At 73.3% G+C, this 16,153-nt stretch carries 13 protein-coding genes, 1 tRNA gene, 2 pseudogenes and 1 riboswitch; of the genes and pseudogenes, 7 read left to right on the top strand and 9 right to left on the bottom strand.

The annotated features are described in order from the left end of the window. Positions 1-1,027, bottom strand: a 1,027-nt coding sequence (selA, locus tag ABZS51_RS39430) for an L-seryl-tRNA(Sec) selenium transferase (protein ID WP_355452512.1), incomplete at its 3' end; no start/stop codon positions are given. 13 nt (positions 1,028-1,040) lie between these two features. Then, a tRNA-Sec gene (locus ABZS51_RS39425) sits at positions 1,041-1,134 on the bottom strand. Positions 1,135-1,287: 153 nt separating this feature from the next. Between ABZS51_RS39425 and selD the strand changes: the two genes are divergently transcribed. Further along, positions 1,288-2,358 (top strand): selenide, water dikinase SelD, encoded by a 1,071-nt coding sequence (selD, locus tag ABZS51_RS39420; RefSeq protein ID WP_355452509.1) that lies wholly within the window; start codon positions 1,288-1,290, stop codon positions 2,356-2,358. Between the two features lie 84 nt (positions 2,359-2,442). On the opposite strand, the pseudogene ABZS51_RS39415 reads toward selD, so the two are convergent. Further along, positions 2,443-2,868 (bottom strand): annotated as a pseudogene (locus ABZS51_RS39415) (Clp protease N-terminal domain-containing protein); the annotation flags it as partial. A gap of 206 nt (positions 2,869-3,074) precedes the next feature. Here ABZS51_RS39415 and ABZS51_RS39410 point away from each other — a divergent pair. Together ABZS51_RS39410 and ABZS51_RS39405 are read left to right on the top strand one after the other, a co-directional pair. Beyond that, a complete protein-coding gene (locus ABZS51_RS39410) occupies positions 3,075-3,998 on the top strand; it encodes an NADP-dependent oxidoreductase (RefSeq protein ID WP_355452506.1) in 924 nt (307 codons plus the stop codon). Positions 3,999-4,006: 8 nt separating this feature from the next. Beyond that, a complete protein-coding gene (locus tag ABZS51_RS39405; protein ID WP_355452503.1) occupies positions 4,007-4,936 on the top strand; it encodes an AraC family transcriptional regulator in 930 nt (309 codons plus the stop codon). A gap of 5 nt (positions 4,937-4,941) precedes the next feature. Here the strand turns inward: ABZS51_RS39405 and ABZS51_RS39400 are convergent, their stop codons facing one another. Further along, positions 4,942-5,760 (bottom strand): response regulator transcription factor, encoded by an 819-nt coding sequence (locus ABZS51_RS39400; RefSeq protein WP_355452500.1) that lies wholly within the window; start codon positions 5,758-5,760, stop codon positions 4,942-4,944. 186 nt (positions 5,761-5,946) lie between these two features. On the opposite strand from ABZS51_RS39400, the gene ABZS51_RS39395 reads away from it, so the two are divergent. Next, the gene (locus ABZS51_RS39395) at positions 5,947-6,513 is read left to right on the top strand and encodes a PASTA domain-containing protein (protein ID WP_355452497.1); all 567 of its coding nucleotides are present in this window, start codon (positions 5,947-5,949) and stop codon (positions 6,511-6,513) included. A gap of 381 nt (positions 6,514-6,894) precedes the next feature. Here the strand turns inward: ABZS51_RS39395 and nrfD are convergent, their stop codons facing one another. From nrfD to fdh, 3 genes are read right to left on the bottom strand one after another with little or no spacing between them, the layout of a single operon-like run. Then, positions 6,895-7,746 (bottom strand): NrfD/PsrC family molybdoenzyme membrane anchor subunit, encoded by an 852-nt coding sequence (nrfD, locus tag ABZS51_RS39390; RefSeq protein WP_355452518.1) that lies wholly within the window; start codon positions 7,744-7,746, stop codon positions 6,895-6,897. A 56-nt stretch (positions 7,747-7,802) separates the two neighbouring features. After that, positions 7,803-8,630, bottom strand: coding sequence for a 4Fe-4S dicluster domain-containing protein (locus ABZS51_RS39385; protein ID WP_310714955.1), 828 nt, complete (start codon positions 8,628-8,630; stop codon positions 7,803-7,805). After that, a complete protein-coding gene (fdh, locus tag ABZS51_RS39380; RefSeq protein ID WP_355452494.1) occupies positions 8,623-11,799 on the bottom strand; it encodes a formate dehydrogenase in 3,177 nt (1,058 codons plus the stop codon). Before fdh ends, ABZS51_RS39385 begins: the two co-directional genes overlap by 8 nt. An 88-nt stretch (positions 11,800-11,887) precedes the next feature. Beyond that, positions 11,888-11,954, top strand: a riboswitch (guanidine-III (ykkC-III) riboswitch). Positions 11,955-11,969: 15 nt separating this feature from the next. Here fdh and ABZS51_RS39375 point away from each other — a divergent pair. Beyond that, positions 11,970-12,293, top strand: coding sequence for a multidrug efflux SMR transporter (locus tag ABZS51_RS39375; RefSeq protein ID WP_355452492.1), 324 nt, complete (start codon positions 11,970-11,972; stop codon positions 12,291-12,293). A 216-nt stretch (positions 12,294-12,509) separates the two neighbouring features. Continuing rightward, entirely contained in the window at positions 12,510-13,553 is a 1,044-nt protein-coding gene (pstS, locus tag ABZS51_RS39370) for a phosphate ABC transporter substrate-binding protein PstS (protein ID WP_355452515.1), read from the top strand. Positions 13,554-13,572: 19 nt separating this feature from the next. Here pstS and ABZS51_RS39365 read toward each other — a convergent pair whose 3' ends face one another. Next, the gene (locus tag ABZS51_RS39365) at positions 13,573-15,333 is read right to left on the bottom strand and encodes an HAD-IIB family hydrolase (protein ID WP_355452489.1); all 1,761 of its coding nucleotides are present in this window, start codon (positions 15,331-15,333) and stop codon (positions 13,573-13,575) included. A gap of 9 nt (positions 15,334-15,342) precedes the next feature. Continuing rightward, entirely contained in the window at positions 15,343-15,672 is a 330-nt protein-coding gene (locus ABZS51_RS39360; protein WP_355452487.1) for a hypothetical protein, read from the bottom strand. A 169-nt stretch (positions 15,673-15,841) separates the two neighbouring features. On the opposite strand from ABZS51_RS39360, the pseudogene ABZS51_RS39355 reads away from it, so the two are divergent. Then, positions 15,842-16,153 (top strand): annotated as a pseudogene (locus tag ABZS51_RS39355) (cyclase); the annotation flags it as partial.

Genomic DNA, 16,153 nt, shown 5'->3' with positions numbered 1-16,153 from the left:
CCGCGGCGCGCTCCGCCAGCGCGGCCGGATCGGCGCGCAGCGCCCGCCGGACCGGGGGGACGGGGCCGCGCAGCGTCGCCTCCAGCGCGGCGAGCGTCAGCTTGTCGACCCGCAGCGCACGGGCGAGAGGATGCCGCCGGCAGCGTTCGACAAGGTCGTGGCGGCCGAGCAGGAGGCCCGCCTGCGGCCCGCCGAGCAGCTTGTCGCCGCTGGCCGTCACCAGGTCCGCGCCCGCCTGCAGCATGCCGGTGGCGTCGGGCTCGGCGGGCAGCAGCGGCTCGCGGGCGAGCAGCCCGGAGCCGATGTCCACGACGACGGGCACGCCCAGCCCGGCCAGCTCGGAAACCTGGGCGGAGCCGGTGAAGCCCTCGATCCGGAAGTTCGACGGATGGACCTTGAGCACGAAACCCGTCTCCGGCCCGACGGCGTCCGCGTAGTCGCGGACGGAGGTGCGGTTGGTGGTGCCGACCTCGCGCAGCCGTGCCCCGGTGGAGACGAGCAGGTCGGGGATGCGGAACCCGTCGCCGATCTCCACCAGCTCGCCCCTGCTGATCACGATCTCGCGGCCGGCGGCCAGCGCGGTGGCCGCGAGGACGAGCGCGGCGGCGTTGTTGTTGACGACGTGGACGTCCCCGGCGGCGGGGACGGCGCGGGCCAGCGCGTCGAGCGTGCTCCGGCCGCGCCGCGCCCGGGCTCCCGAGGCCAGGTCGAACTCCACGTCGGCGTGGCCCGCCGCGGCGGCCATCGCCTCGACGGCGGCGGCCGACAGCGGCGCCCGGCCGAGGTTGGTGTGGACGAGCACGCCCGTCGCGTTGAGGACGGGGCGCAGGCCCGCGGCCCGCGCCGGGAGGGCGGTCACCGCCGCGTCGGCCACCTCCTCGGGGCCGATCTCGCCGCGCCGCGCCCGCTCCTGGGCCCGCGCCACGGCCTCCTTGACGACCGCCCGGCCCAGCCGCCCGGCGGCCTCGGCCAGCCGCGGGTCGGCGAGCACGGCGTCGGTCCGCGGCACACGCCTTCGCAGGTCCACGTTCCGAACATAAGCGGAGGCGGACGGGAATCGAACCCGCCAGGCCGAGGACCTCGGCCTCGTCGGTTTTGAAGACCGCGGGGGCCACCAGGCGCCCAGACGCCTCCAAGGGAGAACCTACCCGCGCGCGGGTACGGGTCGAAGCGGCACACACCGACGCGGACAGACCTGTGCGAGGCCAGCGTGAGCGACATGGGCGACCTGGACGACACGAGCGACATGAGCGACGTAAGCGACCTAAGCGACCTAAGCGACGCGGCATGAGCGAGGTGAGCGGCATCACCGACTCGAACGGCTTGAGTGTCGGCACTGCGCCCAAGGCCCGCCCGGAACCGGGCGCGGTCCGGCTGACCGGGTACGCGCACGGCGGCGGCTGCGCCTGCAAGATCCCGCCCGGCGAGCTGGAGACCATCGTCGCCGCCCTCGCCGGCACGCCCGCGCCCGTGTCACCGGCCGGTGAGCTGATCGTCGGGCTTGACGACGGCGACGACGCGGCCGTAGTGCGTCTGGACGGCGGCCGGGCGGTGGTGGTGACGGCCGACTTCTTCACGCCCGTGGTGGACGACCCGTACGACTGGGGCCGGGTGGCGGCGGCCAACGCCCTGTCGGACGTGTACGCGGTGGGCGGGGAGCCGCTGGTCGCGGTGAACCTGCTGGGCTGGCCCCGCGAGCGGCTGCCCCTGGAGCTGGCGGAGGAGGTGCTGCGCGGCGGCCTGGACGTGGCGCGCGCGGCCGGCTGCCACGTCTCGGGCGGCCACAGCGTGGACGACCCCGAGCCGAAGTACGGCATGGCGGTCACGGGCCTGGCCGACCCGGGGCGGCTGCTGCGCATCGGCGCCGGCCGGCCCGGCCTGCCGATCTCGCTGACCAAGCCGCTCGGCGTCGGGGTGCTGAACACGCGGCACAAGGCGACGGGTGAGGTGTTCGAGCAGGCGGTCGCCGCGATGACCACGCTGAACCGCGACGCGTCCCGGGCCGCCCTGGCCGCCGGGGCGGAGTGCGCCACGGACGTGACCGGGTTCGGCCTGCTCGGCCACCTCTACAAGCTCGCCAGGGCCGGCCGGGTGACGGCGGTGGTGGACGTGGCGGCGGTGCCGTACCTGGAAGGGGCCCGGGAGGCGCTGCGCGACGGGTACGTGAGCGGCGGCACGCGCCGCAACCTCGACTGGGTACGCCCCCGGCTGGATCCCGGCGGCTACGGCGAGGACGAGCTGCTGCTGCTCGCCGACGCCCAGACCTCCGGCGGCCTCCTGGTGGCCGGCGAGATCCCCGGCGCGCCGGTCATCGGCGAACTCGTCCCCTTCGAGGGGCCGCACCTGCGCCTGCGCTGACCGCACTCCGGGACGACGTCGCCGGCCTGTGACGGCCTCCGGGGGTGTGACCCTTCCGGCGCCCTACCGGGACACGTACTGCCGGACGAGCTCGTCCGTGGTCCGCGCGACCTGGTCGAGGTCGGCTCCGAGCCCGACCAGCAGCCGGGCCGCGACGCTCTCGCCGTCGCGGACGAGCGCGAGCAGGATGTGCTCGGTGCCGATGTAGTCGAGGCCGCGCTGCAAGGACTCCCGGTTCGCCCCCTGGAGAACCTGGGTGGCCGGCGGGGTGAAGGCCAGGTGCCCCGGCGTGGCGGACCGGCCTCGGCCCTGGCTCTCCTCGACCTGCCGGCGCACCTCTTCAAGGGTCAGGCCCATACCCTTGAGGACCGCGGCGCCCACGCCCTCGCCTTCACGGATCAGACCGAGGAGGACATGCTCGGTGCCGATGTGGTCGTGGGCGAGCATCCTGGCCTCTTCCTGGGACAGGACCACCACACGCCGCGCCCGGTCGGTGAACTTCTCGAACATGCCGCCGCTCCTCGCCAAAAGTCAGTCAAGCCCGGGCAAACCGGTTCTCCTCCTTTCCGCATGCTAGTGGGACACACCGCCGCGCCGGGCGCCCACGACAGGGTGAGACGCCGGGGTATGCGGCGAAGACAGCCGGCCATTCTTCGCGTCGTCCGGCGTTCCTAGGGTCGACCGTGACAGATCGAACCATCTGAGGAGCGTCCCCCATGCGTGCTGTCATCCAGAGTTCTTTCGGCGGCCCCGAGGTCCTGCGCGTCGTCGAGGCCGACCGCCCGGAGCCGCTGTCGGGCGAGGTCCTGGTCCGGGTGCGGGCCAGCGGGCTGAACCCGGTCGACGTCGCCGTGAGGTCCGGCGCCTATCCGCTTCTCGGTCAGCCGCCGTTCGGCGTCGGCTGGGACATCTCCGGTGTCGTGGAGGAGGCCGCTCCCGGCGCCCGGTACAAGGTGGGCGAGGAGGTGTACGGCATGCCGTTCTTCCCCCGCGCCGCGACCGGCTACGCCGAGTACGTGGCCACCCCCTCCCGCCAGGTGGCCCGCAAGCCCGCGTCCCTGGACCATGTCCAGGCCGCGGCCCTTCCCCTGGCCGGGCTCACCGCGTGGCAGGGGCTGGTGGACGCGGCGGGCGTCCAGGCGGGTGACCGGGTGCTGATCCACCGGGCCGCGGGCGGGGTCGGCCACCTGGCGGTGCAGATCGCCAAGGCCCGCGGCGCGTACGTGATCGCGCTGGCCAGCGCGGGCAAGCACGAGTTCGTCCGCTCTCTCGGCGCCGACGAGGTGATCGACTACCAGACGGTCGACTTCACCGAGGCGGTCCGTGACGTGGACGTCGTCTTCGACTCCAACGCGCGGGGGGAGAGCTCGCTGGCCGTACTCAAGCCCGGCGGGATCCTCGTGAGCATCATGGAGCACGCGAACGCGGAGCTCGCCGCGCGGGTGGAGGCCGCGGGGCGGCGCTTCGCGGGTGTGTCGGTCGAGCCCGACTACGCGGCACTGGAGGCCATCGCCGCGCTGGTCGACGCCGGCGCGATCCGCCCGCACGTCCAGGAGACCTTTCCGCTGGAGGAAGCCGGGAAGGCGCACGAAGTGCTGGAGGGTGGCCAGGTCCGCGGAAAGCTCGTCCTGACGGTATAAATCACGACATGGACATCCTCGCCGGCGCGCTGGAGTCGATGCGGACCGGGCATCCCACCTCCGTCCGCACCGACGGCCACGCGCCTTGGGGGCTGCGGTTGCCGCCCGCCGCGGGCGCCGGCTTCCACGTGGTGCTGCACGGCTCGTGCTGGCTCGTCCCCGTGGACGCCCCGCGCCTGGAGCCGATCCCGTTGGGCGTCGGCGACGTGGTGTTCCTGCGCAGCGGGTCCCGCCACGTCCTGGCCGACCACCCCAGCACTCCGGGCGAGGTGCCGGGACCGGAGCGCTACACCAAGGCTCCACCGATCGGGTCGGTCGTGCTCGGCGGCGCCGGAACGCGCACCACCCTGCTGTGCGGCAACTACCACCTCGACATGGCCCGGCCGCACCCGCTGGTCCGGCAGCTGCCCGAGGTGGTCCACCTGCGCACGCGGCACGGCCGCCATGTCGAGCTCAGCGCCGTGGTGCGGCTGCTCGGCGCGGAGCTGGAGAATCCGCGTATCGGCTCGGAAGGCATCGTGCCTGCGCTGATCGACTCGCTGCTGCTGTACATCCTGCGCGCCTGGCTGGAGGACCAGCCCGCCGAAGCGGAAGGCTGGTCCGCCGCGCTCCGCGACCCGGCGGTCGCCCCGGCGCTGGCGGCCGTCCACGACACCCCCTCGGCTCCGTGGACGGTGGAGTCCCTGGCCGTACGCTCCGGGCTCTCCCGCGCCGCCTTCGCCAGGAGGTTCACCACCCTGGTCGGCGAACCGCCCATGGCCTACCTGACCCGCTGGCGCCTGACGCTGGCCGCCAAGCTGCTGCGCGACTCCGACGTCCCGCTGCTCACCGTCGCCGCCCGGACGGGCTACAGCACGGAGTTCGCCCTGGCCAGGGCGTTCAAGCGGGAGTACGGCATCGCCCCCGGCGGCTACCGCCGCCAGGCCAGGGCCGCCTGACGGACTCACGCACTCCGCACGTGTCCCGGATCGCCTTCCGAACCGGGAAGACAGCTCACGACTCCCTCCGGGAACGCGCGGGTGACCGCTTCCATGCGGTTGGAGACCTGCAGCCGCCGGTAGGCGTTCTCCAGGTGCTTGCGCACGGTTCCTTCGGACACGCCCAGCCGGCGGGCGATCTGGAGGTTGGTGTGTCCCGCGGCGAGCAGGTGCAGCAGTTGCCACTGCCGGGGCGTGAGCCGGGGAGCGGGATGCCGGCGCCGTTCGGCGTCCAGGTAGGCCTCGTGCAGGTGCGGCCGCAGCAACGTGAGCAGCGCGCGGTCGCGCTCGGAGAAGTCGGGGCCGGGCCCACGGAACAGGAATATCCGCAAGGTCCGGCCGAGCCCGCCGGTCCCGGGCGTCCCGGCGGGCAGGCAGAGCATGAGCTCGTGCTCGATCCCCAGAGGCCGGAAATAGTCGCCGTACATGCCGGTGCTGTGCCATTGTCTGGCCGAGTAGAAGTCGGCGATCGTCACGACGCTGCGCAGGTCGCCGCTGCGGTCGGGGTAACTGCAGGGCCGGCAGTCCCAGTAGTGTTCCCAGTGCGTCGCGTCGGCGCCCTCATCGGTCGTCTCGTCACCACCAGGGCCGACCTGCGCCATCCACCACGCCTGCCGGTGACTGTCGAAGCCTGCGACGGTCAGCTCGTCACAGCGGATCTGGCCCATCAGGTCACTGAGCAGAGACGGTGGCAGCCCCTGCGCCGGCACATCGGTGCGGTCCTCGCTGACGATCCCCGCCAAGGTGCGCAGATCCAGATCGCTGAGTGATGACGAGCTCCCCATCAGGTTCCCCCTTCACCCGCAGGCCGCATTCAGAGTATGCGGCTGCCAGGGCCTTGCGGCATACGCAGACCCTCGTATGGCGGCCGGGTCACGCAGCCGCCCATGCTGATCGTGACCGACCGTGACGCGGTGAATCGGGGCCCATACCCGCTCACATCTGGACCGGGCCCCAGAGGGAAGGCAGTCGTGCGAGTCCACAACAAGATCCTCGGAGGGGCGCTGGCGGCGGCCCTGGCCACCGCCCTGACCATGGCAGGAGCAGGAGCCGCCGACGCCGCAGCGACACCGCTGGTGTTCGACGTCAACGGCACGTTCACCGACGGGGGGTCCGCGCGGCCGGTGATCTCGGACGTCAACGACATCCTGACGGTGGACATGTCCTCCCAGCACCGTCCGACCGCCACCGGTGTCGTGATCAACAGCGACACCATCCTGGTCACCTTCCCCGACGACGCCACGTACACCGCCAAAGTGCAGGCGCCGAGCACCATCAGGTGGTCCAACGGTTCGACCTGGCAGAAGCTCAACGTGGTGCGGGTGCCGAACGTGCTCGACGAGACCAAGGACGCGGCCACGTCGATCCTGAACTCCGCGGGCCTCGTCGTCGGCAGGGTGAACAAGGTCGTCGACAAGACGTGCAATCACAACAACACCGTCTCCGATCAGACCCCGGCTGCCGGCACGCTGACCCCTCCGGGAAGCCTGGTGGACCTCACGATCGGGGTGCTGCCGCAGAAGACGCAGTGTCCGTGAACTGCCGGTCGTGAACCGGCGGCACGCGCGAACAAGAGGTGGATCTTCCACCTGACGTGCCTGTGTTCCGCCAGTTCCCTGTCGTCTACAGCGACGATGAGCGGCCCTTCGAAGTGTCGGTTCTGATCAGGGGCGGGCACCTGTACGAATTGTCGTACCATCAGCCTGCAGCGCGATCCCCGGTTCATCCCCCTCACCATGCGGTACTCGGCCCAGGCTCGGGGGTGCAGGGGGCCGGAGGACCCCTGCCTGGGGGTGCGGGGGGCTCGGCCCCCCGCTGGACGCGGCCCGAGCCGCCTCGCGCGTAGCGCGTCCTCGCGAGGACCATGCTGGTGGCCCTGATGCCATTGGTCGCGGGTGCGGGTCCGCCGGTCCAGGCCGTCAGGAGGCGGCGTCGAGGCGCTCGCGCTGGGGCACGATCGTGTACGCGGGGTCGGCGGCCGAGGCGCGGCCCGCCTCCAGGACGCCGAAGCGGGTGCACAGGGAGCCCGCCGTGAGGGCGAGGCCGGACAACGCGGTCAGCACGCGGCTGCGCCCGGCGACCGCCGCGAGCAGCCCTCCCCCGGCCGTCAGCATCCGGGCGGTCCCCATGAGGCGGCCCGCCCGCCCCTCCTGGTACGGGCGGCCCGCCATGGCGAGCCGCCGCTCCATGACCGTGCCCGCCGCAGTCTCGACGGCGGCGCCCAGCGCCGCCACCGCCCTCGCCGGACCGGCCTGGGCCCTCGGCGTGGCCAGCATGGCGACTCCCCCGGCGGCGGCCATCGCGCTGCCCGCGAACAGGAACGGCAGCTCCCGGTACGCCTCGTGCCAGGCGGGCACGGCGGTGTCGGCGACCAGGACGGCGGTGTAGGTGGCGGTCAGCGGGCCGGTCAGCGCGGTGGCCAGGAGCGCCGCGTCCCCGGCTGCGGGCAGGACGCCGGTCAGGTCGGAGGTGGCGGCGGCGGCCGACAGCCCGCCCTGGGCGGCCAGGATCCACGAGCCGACGCTCATCGGCGAGGTGGGCTTGAAGACGCGCAGCATGTTGAGGAACCGCTCGGGTCTGCCCAGCTCGGCGGCGAGGAGGGCGGCGCCGGTGGCCGCTCCCACGGCCGCGGCGACGCGGGCGGTCCGGGCGAGGCGCGGGTTGCCGGTGAGCCGGGCCATGACGGCCATCGACGATGACACGCCAGACATACCACCCAGATAGAGATATGTCGGCATGTGGGGTTCGTGCCAGACTGGCGCCTTGATCACCGGGCGGCCGTAGTACGAGCGGAACTCGGCCTCCGGCACGACGGCCTTCTCGCCCTTCACCGGGCACCGCGCCCGGGAAGGGCCCGTCGCGACCCCAGGAAGGCGAGGGCCACCGTGCCCGCCGTGGACAGAGCCGCCGCGCCCGCCCAGCGCCACATCGCCGGCAGGTCACGCGTGGTCACCACCGGGTCCGGCGGCAGGCCGTACACCTCGGGCTCGTCCAGGAGCAGGAAGAACGCCCCCGCTCCCCCCACCCCGTCGGACGGGCTCTCGCCGTACAGGCGGGCCTCCTCGTGGCCGTCGGCGCGCAGCCGCGTCACCCGCTCCTCGGCGCGCTCCCGCAGCTCGTCCAGGGGCCCGAACTGGATCGAGTCGGTGGGGCACGCCTTGGCGCAGGCCGGTTCGAGGCCGCCGCGCTGCCGGTCGTAGCACATCGTGCACTTCCAGGCGCGCCCGTCGTCCTCCCGCCGGTCGATGACCCCGTACGGGCAGGCGGGCACGCAGTAGCCGCAACCGTTGCAGATGTCGGCCTGCACCACCACCGTGTCGAACTCGGTGCGGAACAGCGCCCCCGTCGGGCAGACGTCCAGGCAGGCGGCGTGCGTGCAGTGCTTGCACACGTCGGAGGACATCAGCCACCGGTCCACCCCGTCGCCGTCGCCGTCGCCGGCCTGGTCGCCGTGGACGGCCACCGGGCGCGACTGCTCGATGAACGCCACGTGTCGCCACGTGCTCGCGCCCAGCATGCCGGTGTTGTCGTAGGAGGTGGCCTCGAAGACGAACCCGTCGTCGGGCAGCTGGTTCCACTCCTTGCAGGCCACCTCGCACGCCTTGCACCCGATGCAGACGCTGGTGTCGGTGAAGAACCCCATCCGCTCAGCCATGGCGGTACGTCTCCAGCAGGTCGAGCGCCGCCCGGCCCCTCGGCCGCCGGCCCGGCCGTACGTCGCAGGTCATCGCCTTGCCCTCCTGGATGTAGACGTTCGGGTCGAGCACCAGCGGCGTCAGGTCGTTGACGACGTCGCCGGTGACCAGGCCGCCGCCGCCCCACCCCCAGTGGTACGGCAGCCCGACCTGGTGGATCACCCTGCCCTCGACGCGCAGCGGCTTCATGCGCCCGGTGACCAGCACCCTGGCCTCCAGGACGGCCCGGCTGGTCACGATCGTGGCCCAGTCGCCGTCGGCCAGCCGCAGGCGGGCCGCGAGCCGCGGGTCGATCTCGCAGAACAGCTCGGGCTGCAGCTCGGCGAGGTAGGCCAGCGGCCGGCTCATGCCGCCCGCCGTGTGGTGCTCGGTCAGCCGGTACGTGGTCAGCACGTACGGGAAGGCCGGCCCCGGCGCGTTGTACGGGCTCTCGGGGCGGTCGTAGGTGCGGCGGGCGGGGTTGGCCCGCTGGCCGTACAGCGGATTGGGGACCGGCGACTCGTGCGGCTCGTAGTGGGCGGGCAGCGGCCCGTCGGCGAGCCCCGCCGGCACGTACAGCCAGCCCTTGCCGTCGGACTGCATGATGAACGGGTCGGTGCCGGCGAGCGCGGCCTCGGCCCGCGCGCCCTCCGGCGGCACATAGCCGGGCGGCTTGCCGATCTCGCAGTCGGGCACGTCGTGGCCGGTCCACTCGCCCCGCTCGGCGTCCCACCACACGTACGCCTTGCGCTCGCTCCACGGGCGCCCGTCGGGGTCGGCGGAGGCCCGGTTGTAGAGGATGCGCCGGTTGGCCGGCCACGCCCAGCCCCATTCGGGCGCCACGACGCTCTGCTCGCGGCCGGGGCGGCGGCGGGCGGCCTGGTTGACCTCGTCGGCGTAGACGCCGCAGTAGATCCAGCACCCGCAGGCGGTGGACCCGTCGGGCTTGAGCGCCGTGGACGACGACAGAGCCCGCCCGTCGGGGCCCACCCCGTTGATCTCGCGGAGCACGGCCTCGGCCGAGGGGTCCCGGTGCTCGCCCTGCTCGGGGTAGTCCCAGGTCAGCTCACGTACCGGGCGGTCCATCTCGTCGCCGGTCATCCGCTGCCTGACGAGCCTGCCGAGGTGGTAGTAGAACCACAGGTCGCTGCGGCAGTCGCCGGGCGGGTCGAGCGCCTTCTCGCGCCACTGGAGCAGCCGCTGCGTGTTGGTGAAGCTGCCCTCCTTCTCCACGTGGCTGGCGGCGGGCAGGAAGAACACCTCGGTGCCGATGTCCTCGGTGCGCAGCTCGCCGGTCTCCAGCTCCGGGCCGTCCCGCCAGAACGTGGCGGTCTCCACCAGGGTCAGGTCGCGGACCACGAGCCAGTCGAGGTTGGCCAGGCCGAGGCGCTGCGCCCGGCCGCCGGAGGAGCCGACGGCGGGGTTCTCCCCGATCACGAAGTAGCCCTTGACGGTGCCGTCGATCTGGCCCATCACGGTGGTGTAGTGGCCGTGGTCGCCGGTCAGGCGCGGCAGGTACTCGAAGCAGAAGTCGTCGTCCTCGGTCGCCGCCTCGCCCCACCACGCCTTGAGCAGGCTCACCAGGTACGAGCGCCGGTTGCCCCAGAAGCCGGTCTCGCCGCCCTCGCTCCGCAGGTAGTGGTTCAGGTCGTCGTGCCGGTGGGCGTCGGGCATGGCGAGGTAGCCGGGCAGGATGTTGAACAGCGTCGGGATGTCGGTGGAGCCCTGGATGCTGGCGTGACCGCGCAGCGCCATGATGCCGCCGCCGGGCCGGCCCATGTTGCCGAGGAGGAGCTGCAGGATCGAGGCGGTGCGGATGTACTGCGCGCCGACGGTGTGCTGGGTCCAGCCGACCGAGTAGACCCAGGCGGTGGTGCGCTCCCGGCCGGAGTTGGCGGTGACGGCCTCGGCCAGCTCGGCGAAGCCGTCCCGGGAGATGCCGCACAGCCGCTCGACCAGCTCCGGGGTGTAGCGGGCGAAGTGCCGCCTGAGGATCTGGTAGACGCAGCGCGGGTCGGTCAGCGTCGGGTCGGTTCTCGGGCTGGGGTGCGCGCCGGCGCCGCCCGCGCCGTAGGTGTCGGCCCCCGCCGCGGCGGCATGCCGCGGGCCGCCCTCGGCGTGCTCGTCCGCTGCCGGTTCGCCCGTGGACTCGTAGGCCCAGCTGCTCGGGTCGTACGTGGCGCTCTCCGGGTCCCAGCCGGAGAACAGCCCGTCGAGGTCCTCGGTGTCGCGGAAGTCCTCCGACACGATCGTGGCGGCGTTGGTGTAGGCCAGCACGTAGTCGCGGAAGTCGAGCCCGTTCTCCAGCACGTGGTTGATCAGCGCGCCGAGCAGGACGATGTCACTGCCCGCGCGGATCGGCAGGTGCCGGTCGGCCACCGCGCTGGTGCGGGTGAAGCGCGGGTCCACGTGGAAGACCCGGGCGCCCCGCTGCTTGGCCTCCATCACCCACTGGAAGCCCACGGGGTGGCATTCGGCCATGTTGGAGCCCTGGATGACGATGCAGTCCGCCCTCGCCAGATCCTGCTGGAAGGTGGTCGCGCCGCCACGCCCGAAACTGGTCCCCAGACCGGGGACGGTGGCGGAGTGTCAAATACGGGCCTGGTTCTCCACCTGGATGGCGCCGAGGGCGGTGTAGAGCTTCTTCATCAGGTAGTTCTCTTCGTTGTCGAGCGTCGCCCCGCCCAGGCCGGCGATGCCCATCGTGCGGCGCACGACCCTGCCCTCGTGGGTCTCCTGCCACGTCTCCCGCCGCGTGCGCACCACCCGGTCGGCGATCATCTCCATCGCGGTCGCCAGGTCGAGCCGCTCCCATCCCGTGCCGTACGGCCTGCGGTGGAGCACCTGCGTCCGGCGGCCAGGATGGGTCACGAGCTGCTTGCTGGCCGAGCCCTTCGGACACAGCCGCCCGCGCGAGATCGGCGAGTCGGGGTCGCCCTCGATCTGGGTGACCCGGCCGTCCTTGACGTAGACGAGCTGGCCGCAGCCGACCGCGCAGTACGGGCAGACGGAGCGGGCGACCTTGTCGGCCTCCTCGGTGCGGGGCCGGAGCGCGTCGGTGCGGGCGGAGCGCGCGGCGCCGCCTCGCCCGTCCTCGCCCCTGAGCTGCCGGATCACCGGCCAGCGGGCGAACCACCCACTACCTGGCACGAGCGGGGTCCTGCCCGGTTTGGCCCGATCTATTCCTGGCGTCCGCCGTGGGTGGGGAATGCGGCCGGGCCGCCGGCCGTTGCCCTGAACGCGGGCCCGTTGCGGGACCCGCCCGGACGAGACGCGCCGTACCCGGCCTGACAAGACGACGCTCCCAGAGAGGAGCCGTCATGGCCTGGTTCATGATCGTCGCCGCCGGCCTGTTCGAGGTCGCCATGGCCTACTCGCTCAAGCTCAGCAACGGGTTCTCGTCGCTGCTGCCGAGCATCGGTTTCGGCGTCTTCGCGGTCGCCGGCTTCGCCCTGCTCGCGTTCGCCCTGAAGAGCCTGGAGGTCGGCACGGCCTACGCGGTGTGGACGGGCATCGGCGCGGTGGGCACCGCCGTCCTGGGCATGGTCGCCCTCGGCGAGGACGCGTCCCTTCTCAAGATCGTGTCGATCGCCCTCATCCTCGGCGGCGTCGTCGGCCTCAACCTGGCCGGCGCCGGCCACTGAACCCGCCGGCTCCAGCCCTGTCGCCTCCGGCCCCGCCGGCGTCGTCCGGTGCGGGTCGCGGGGCGCGGCGATCACCGTGACACGCTCGCTCGCCACGCCACCCGAGCCGGATCTTGTCCAAGTCTTGACCACATGCTGGGCTTTCTTTCTGATCGACCTGCACGAGGGTTCACCCTTCGGTCATGACGCCTTCATAACCTCGCATATGTGTCGAAGATGACCGCGATGCTCCTGTCCATGCTGCTCACCGCCGCCGGGCTGACGGTTCACGTGCTGCGGAGCCTGCCCGCGACGACCGCGACCGCCTCGGACCGTACGGACACGATCGTCGCGTCGGGCTCGACGGCGCAGCTCACGGCGATGAACGCCTGGCGGGCGGACTTCCAGGCGATCCATCCCGGCACGAGGATCGGCTACCGGGCCAACGGCTCCGGCGCCGGGGTGCGCGACTTCATCGGGGGCGCCACCGCGTTCGCGGGCTCGGACCGCGCGATGAACCCTCAGGAGCAGGCGGCGGCCGACAGCAGGTGCCGCGGCCGGGCGCTGCACCTGCCGATGGTGGCGGGCCCGATCGCGGTGGCCTACAACCTGCCGTCCGTGCCGGGCCTGAGGCTGTCGCCCGGCACCCTCGCCGGGGTGTTCGGCGGGCGGATCACCGCCTGGGACGACCCGTCGATCGCCGCGGAGAACCCCGGCGCGGACCTCCCCCAGAGGGACATCGAGGTCCTCCACCGCTCCGACGACTCGGGCACGAGCCACGGCTTCGCCGCCTACCTGGCCGCGGGCGGCTCCCCGTCACACCGGTCGTGGGGAACGTGGCCGGTGGCGGGACGCGGTGTCCAGGGCTCCGACGGCATGGCCAGGGCCATCCGGGACGGCTGGGGGTCGATCGGGTACGTGGAGTACGGGTTCGCGGGCCGCGCGGGGCTGGCCACGGCGAGGGTCCGCAACGGCGCGGGCGAGTTCGTCGCGCTGTCACCCGAGGGCGCGACCCAGGGGCTGGAGAACGCCCGGATTGACGACGGAGGCGGCGGCCTGGTGATGACACTCGACTACACGGGCAGGAGGCGGGGGGCCTACCCGATCGTGGTGGTCACCTACGAGATCGTCTGCGCGCGGGGGGCGGCGCCGCTCACCCGGAGCTTCCTGCGGTACGCGGCGGGCAACGCGGGCCAGTCGTACCTGTCGCTGCTCGGCTACGCCCCGATGCCGCAGGAGGTCATCGCCCGGGTACGGGCCCGCCTGGCCGCCATGGCCTGAACGCCTGGGCGTGTCGTTCTCAGGTGTCGTCGTGGTCGGGGTCGTAGTCGGTGGGCTCGGCGGGCAGCGTGTAGCGGTCGGCGATGAGGCCGGCGATCCGCCGCCGCCCGGACTCCGGCTCCTCACGGCAGTCCCGCTCCGCCTCCGCGACCTCGTCCGCCAGGTCCGCGTCGCCCAGGCTCTCGCGGATCCAGGTGGAGTAGTCGCCCCGCCGCAGGTGGTGCAGCCACGTCTCGTCGTCCACGCCCTCGGCCAGCTCGACGAACGTGTGCAGGTTGCGCGCCCGCAGCCGCAGCCGTCCCTCGGGGCCGGTGAAGTAGAAGCTCTTGTCCTTGGACATGGTGCCGGCCGCGTACTTGCGCCGGTGCCGCGTCCGCTCCACCTCGCCGGGCGCCGGCGTGACGCGCCGCGCCCGTTCCGTGCCGACCCGCCACAGCGCGAGGTCGCCGTCCCGCGGCGACCCCGCGCGCGGCGGGTCGTACCCGGCGGCGGTGGCGAAGGCCGCCAGCGTGGCCGCGGGGTCCCGGCCCACGGCCAGGACGGAGGTCATGAGCCGCAGGGCGGCCGGGCTCACCGCGTCGGGATGAACGGTGATCATCAGCAGCGAGCCGACGTCCCCGGCCGCGTGCAACGGCACGTGCCTCAGCTCGGCGGGCATCACGTGGTGGACCTCGTCGACCACGACCCAGTGCGGGTGACCGAGCCCGGCCCGCAGGGAGGCGAGGCGGGGCAGCAGCTCGGCGAAGTACGCGGGCCGGTCCCGCAGCCGCAGCCCGATCAGGTTGACCACGACGCTGTGATCCGGCAGCCGCAGCGCGTGCAGCACCTCCTCGACGGCGGGCACCCGCTCCGGGTCGCCGAGGACGATCACGCCGGGGTAGTCGGCGTAGTCGCCCTCCGGGTCGACGATCACGCACTGGTAGCCGGCGCCGACCAGCCGCTCCAGCAGCGCCGTGGTCACCGTTGACTTGCCGCTCCCGGACGGGCCGGCCACCATCATCCCCACCCCGTACGGGGGCAGCCGCACCTCACCGCCGCTGTCGCCGTCATCGGCGTCGCTGTCGCCGTCGGCGTCGCCGAGGAGGATGTGCCTGCGGGGCACCTCCACGGCGTCCAGCTCGCCCGACAGCATCAGCCCGGCCAGCTCCCTCACCCCGGCGCCGGCCTCGCCCGCCAGGCGCACGTCGCAGGTGTCCTTGAGCGAGGGCAGGGCGTTGGCGACGGCGGCCCCGCACTCGGCGGCGGTGAGGAAGGCGTGGTCGTTCTCCGCGTCGCCGACCGCGACGACGCTGCGCGGCGACAGTTCCAGGCGCTCGGCAGCGGCGGCCAGGCCGCTCGCCTTGTTCACTCCTGGGGGCAGCACCATGACCGCGCCCTTGTTGTAGATCACCTGTAGCTCCAGGCCCAGGTCACGGATCGCGGCGAGGACCTGGACGTCGTACGGGGTCCTCGTGGCGACCAGCACCCGTCCGACGCCGAGCGGGCTGACCCCCTCGGCGCGCAGCCGCTCGGCGAGTTCGGGCGGCGGCGCGGCGGCCAGCGGCTCGGCGTGCCGCTGCGCGGGGTCGTACAGCAGGCCGCCGTTCTCGGCGACCACGAGGTCGAACACCCCGGCGTCCGGGAAGACCTCCAGCAGGTCCTCCAGCTCGCGCCCGGTCACCATGAGCAGCTTGACCCCGGCCCGGGAGAGCCGCTCCAGCGCCTCGACCGTCTCCGGCTCGACCCGGCCGTTCCTGGCGAGGGTCCCGTCGTAGTCGCAGGCCAGTGCGTGGTAGCGCATGCCCACCCCCTACCCCGCCTGACCGGGACATCCGGACCGCCGGGTGGAGGCCGGGTGAACTTCCGGCCTCCGGTCGCGCCGTCTCAGGGGACGGGTGGCCCTGAGCCCGTCGAGCAGGACGGTCGTGAGCGGGTCGTCAGGCCGGGCGCCGGGACGGCAGATCGCCACGTTGGGCAGGTCGAGCACGTCCTGCGGGGTGATGTCGCGGCGCACGCCGCCCTCCTCCTGGGCCTGCCGGACGAGGCCGCCCAGCAGGGTGTCGGTCTCCCGCGCCGGCTCCAGCCGCGGCCCGGTCGCGGGTGGGACGTCGGCGAGCGAGGCGAGCGAGCAGGCCCGCACCCTCGCCCTCCTGCGCGGCTGACGCCCTCTGAGCAGTCCCGCCTCACGGGCGTTCGGCCCGATCCATCCCGCACCGTGTCACCCCTGGGCATCCGGGTACGGGCGGAGAAGGCCCGGAGTCACGGGCGCCGTTCGGGGAGGGACCGTTCGGAAAGGAGATGGACCGGCGGTGACGACACACATGAGCACCACGACCGACAGATTCGCCCGGACCCTGGGATGGGTCAGTCTGGCGCTGGGCACGGCGCAACTGGCGGCGACCGACGCCGTCACGCGTCTGGCCGGCGTCGACGACTCCCCGGCGGCCAAGGGCGTCACGAGACTCGTCGGCGGGCGGGAGCTCCTGCACGCGGGCATGCTGCTGGGCGGCCGTACCCCGGCGCGGTGGGCGTGGACCAGGGTGGCCGGCGACGCGATCGACCTGGCCGTGCTGGGCGCGGCGCTGGCCCGGCGCACGGGTGAGCGGCGGCGCCGCGTGACC

The organism is Nonomuraea sp. NPDC005501 (assembly GCF_040605905.1).
In the GTDB taxonomy this organism is placed as follows: domain Bacteria; phylum Actinomycetota; class Actinomycetes; order Streptosporangiales; family Streptosporangiaceae; genus Nonomuraea.
This window is presented reverse-complemented; position numbering and strand designations above follow the sequence as displayed.

Coding starts and splice junctions, on each gene's coding strand:
- ABZS51_RS39385 (WP_310714955.1), bottom strand. CDS start 8,630: ATGGCTGAGCGGATGGGGTTCTTCACCGACACCAGCGTCTGCATCGGG.
- ABZS51_RS39410 (WP_355452506.1), top strand. CDS start 3,075: ATGCGTGCTGTCATCCAGAGTTCTTTCGGCGGCCCCGAGGTCCTGCGC.
- ABZS51_RS39400 (WP_355452500.1), bottom strand. CDS start 5,760: ATGGGGAGCTCGTCATCACTCAGCGATCTGGATCTGCGCACCTTGGCG.
- selD (WP_355452509.1), top strand. CDS start 1,288: ATGAGCGAGGTGAGCGGCATCACCGACTCGAACGGCTTGAGTGTCGGC.
- ABZS51_RS39405 (WP_355452503.1), top strand. CDS start 4,007: ATGGACATCCTCGCCGGCGCGCTGGAGTCGATGCGGACCGGGCATCCC.
- ABZS51_RS39365 (WP_355452489.1), bottom strand. CDS start 15,333: ATGCGCTACCACGCACTGGCCTGCGACTACGACGGGACCCTCGCCAGG.
- ABZS51_RS39375 (WP_355452492.1), top strand. CDS start 11,970: ATGGCCTGGTTCATGATCGTCGCCGCCGGCCTGTTCGAGGTCGCCATG.
- pstS (WP_355452515.1), top strand. CDS start 12,510: ATGACCGCGATGCTCCTGTCCATGCTGCTCACCGCCGCCGGGCTGACG.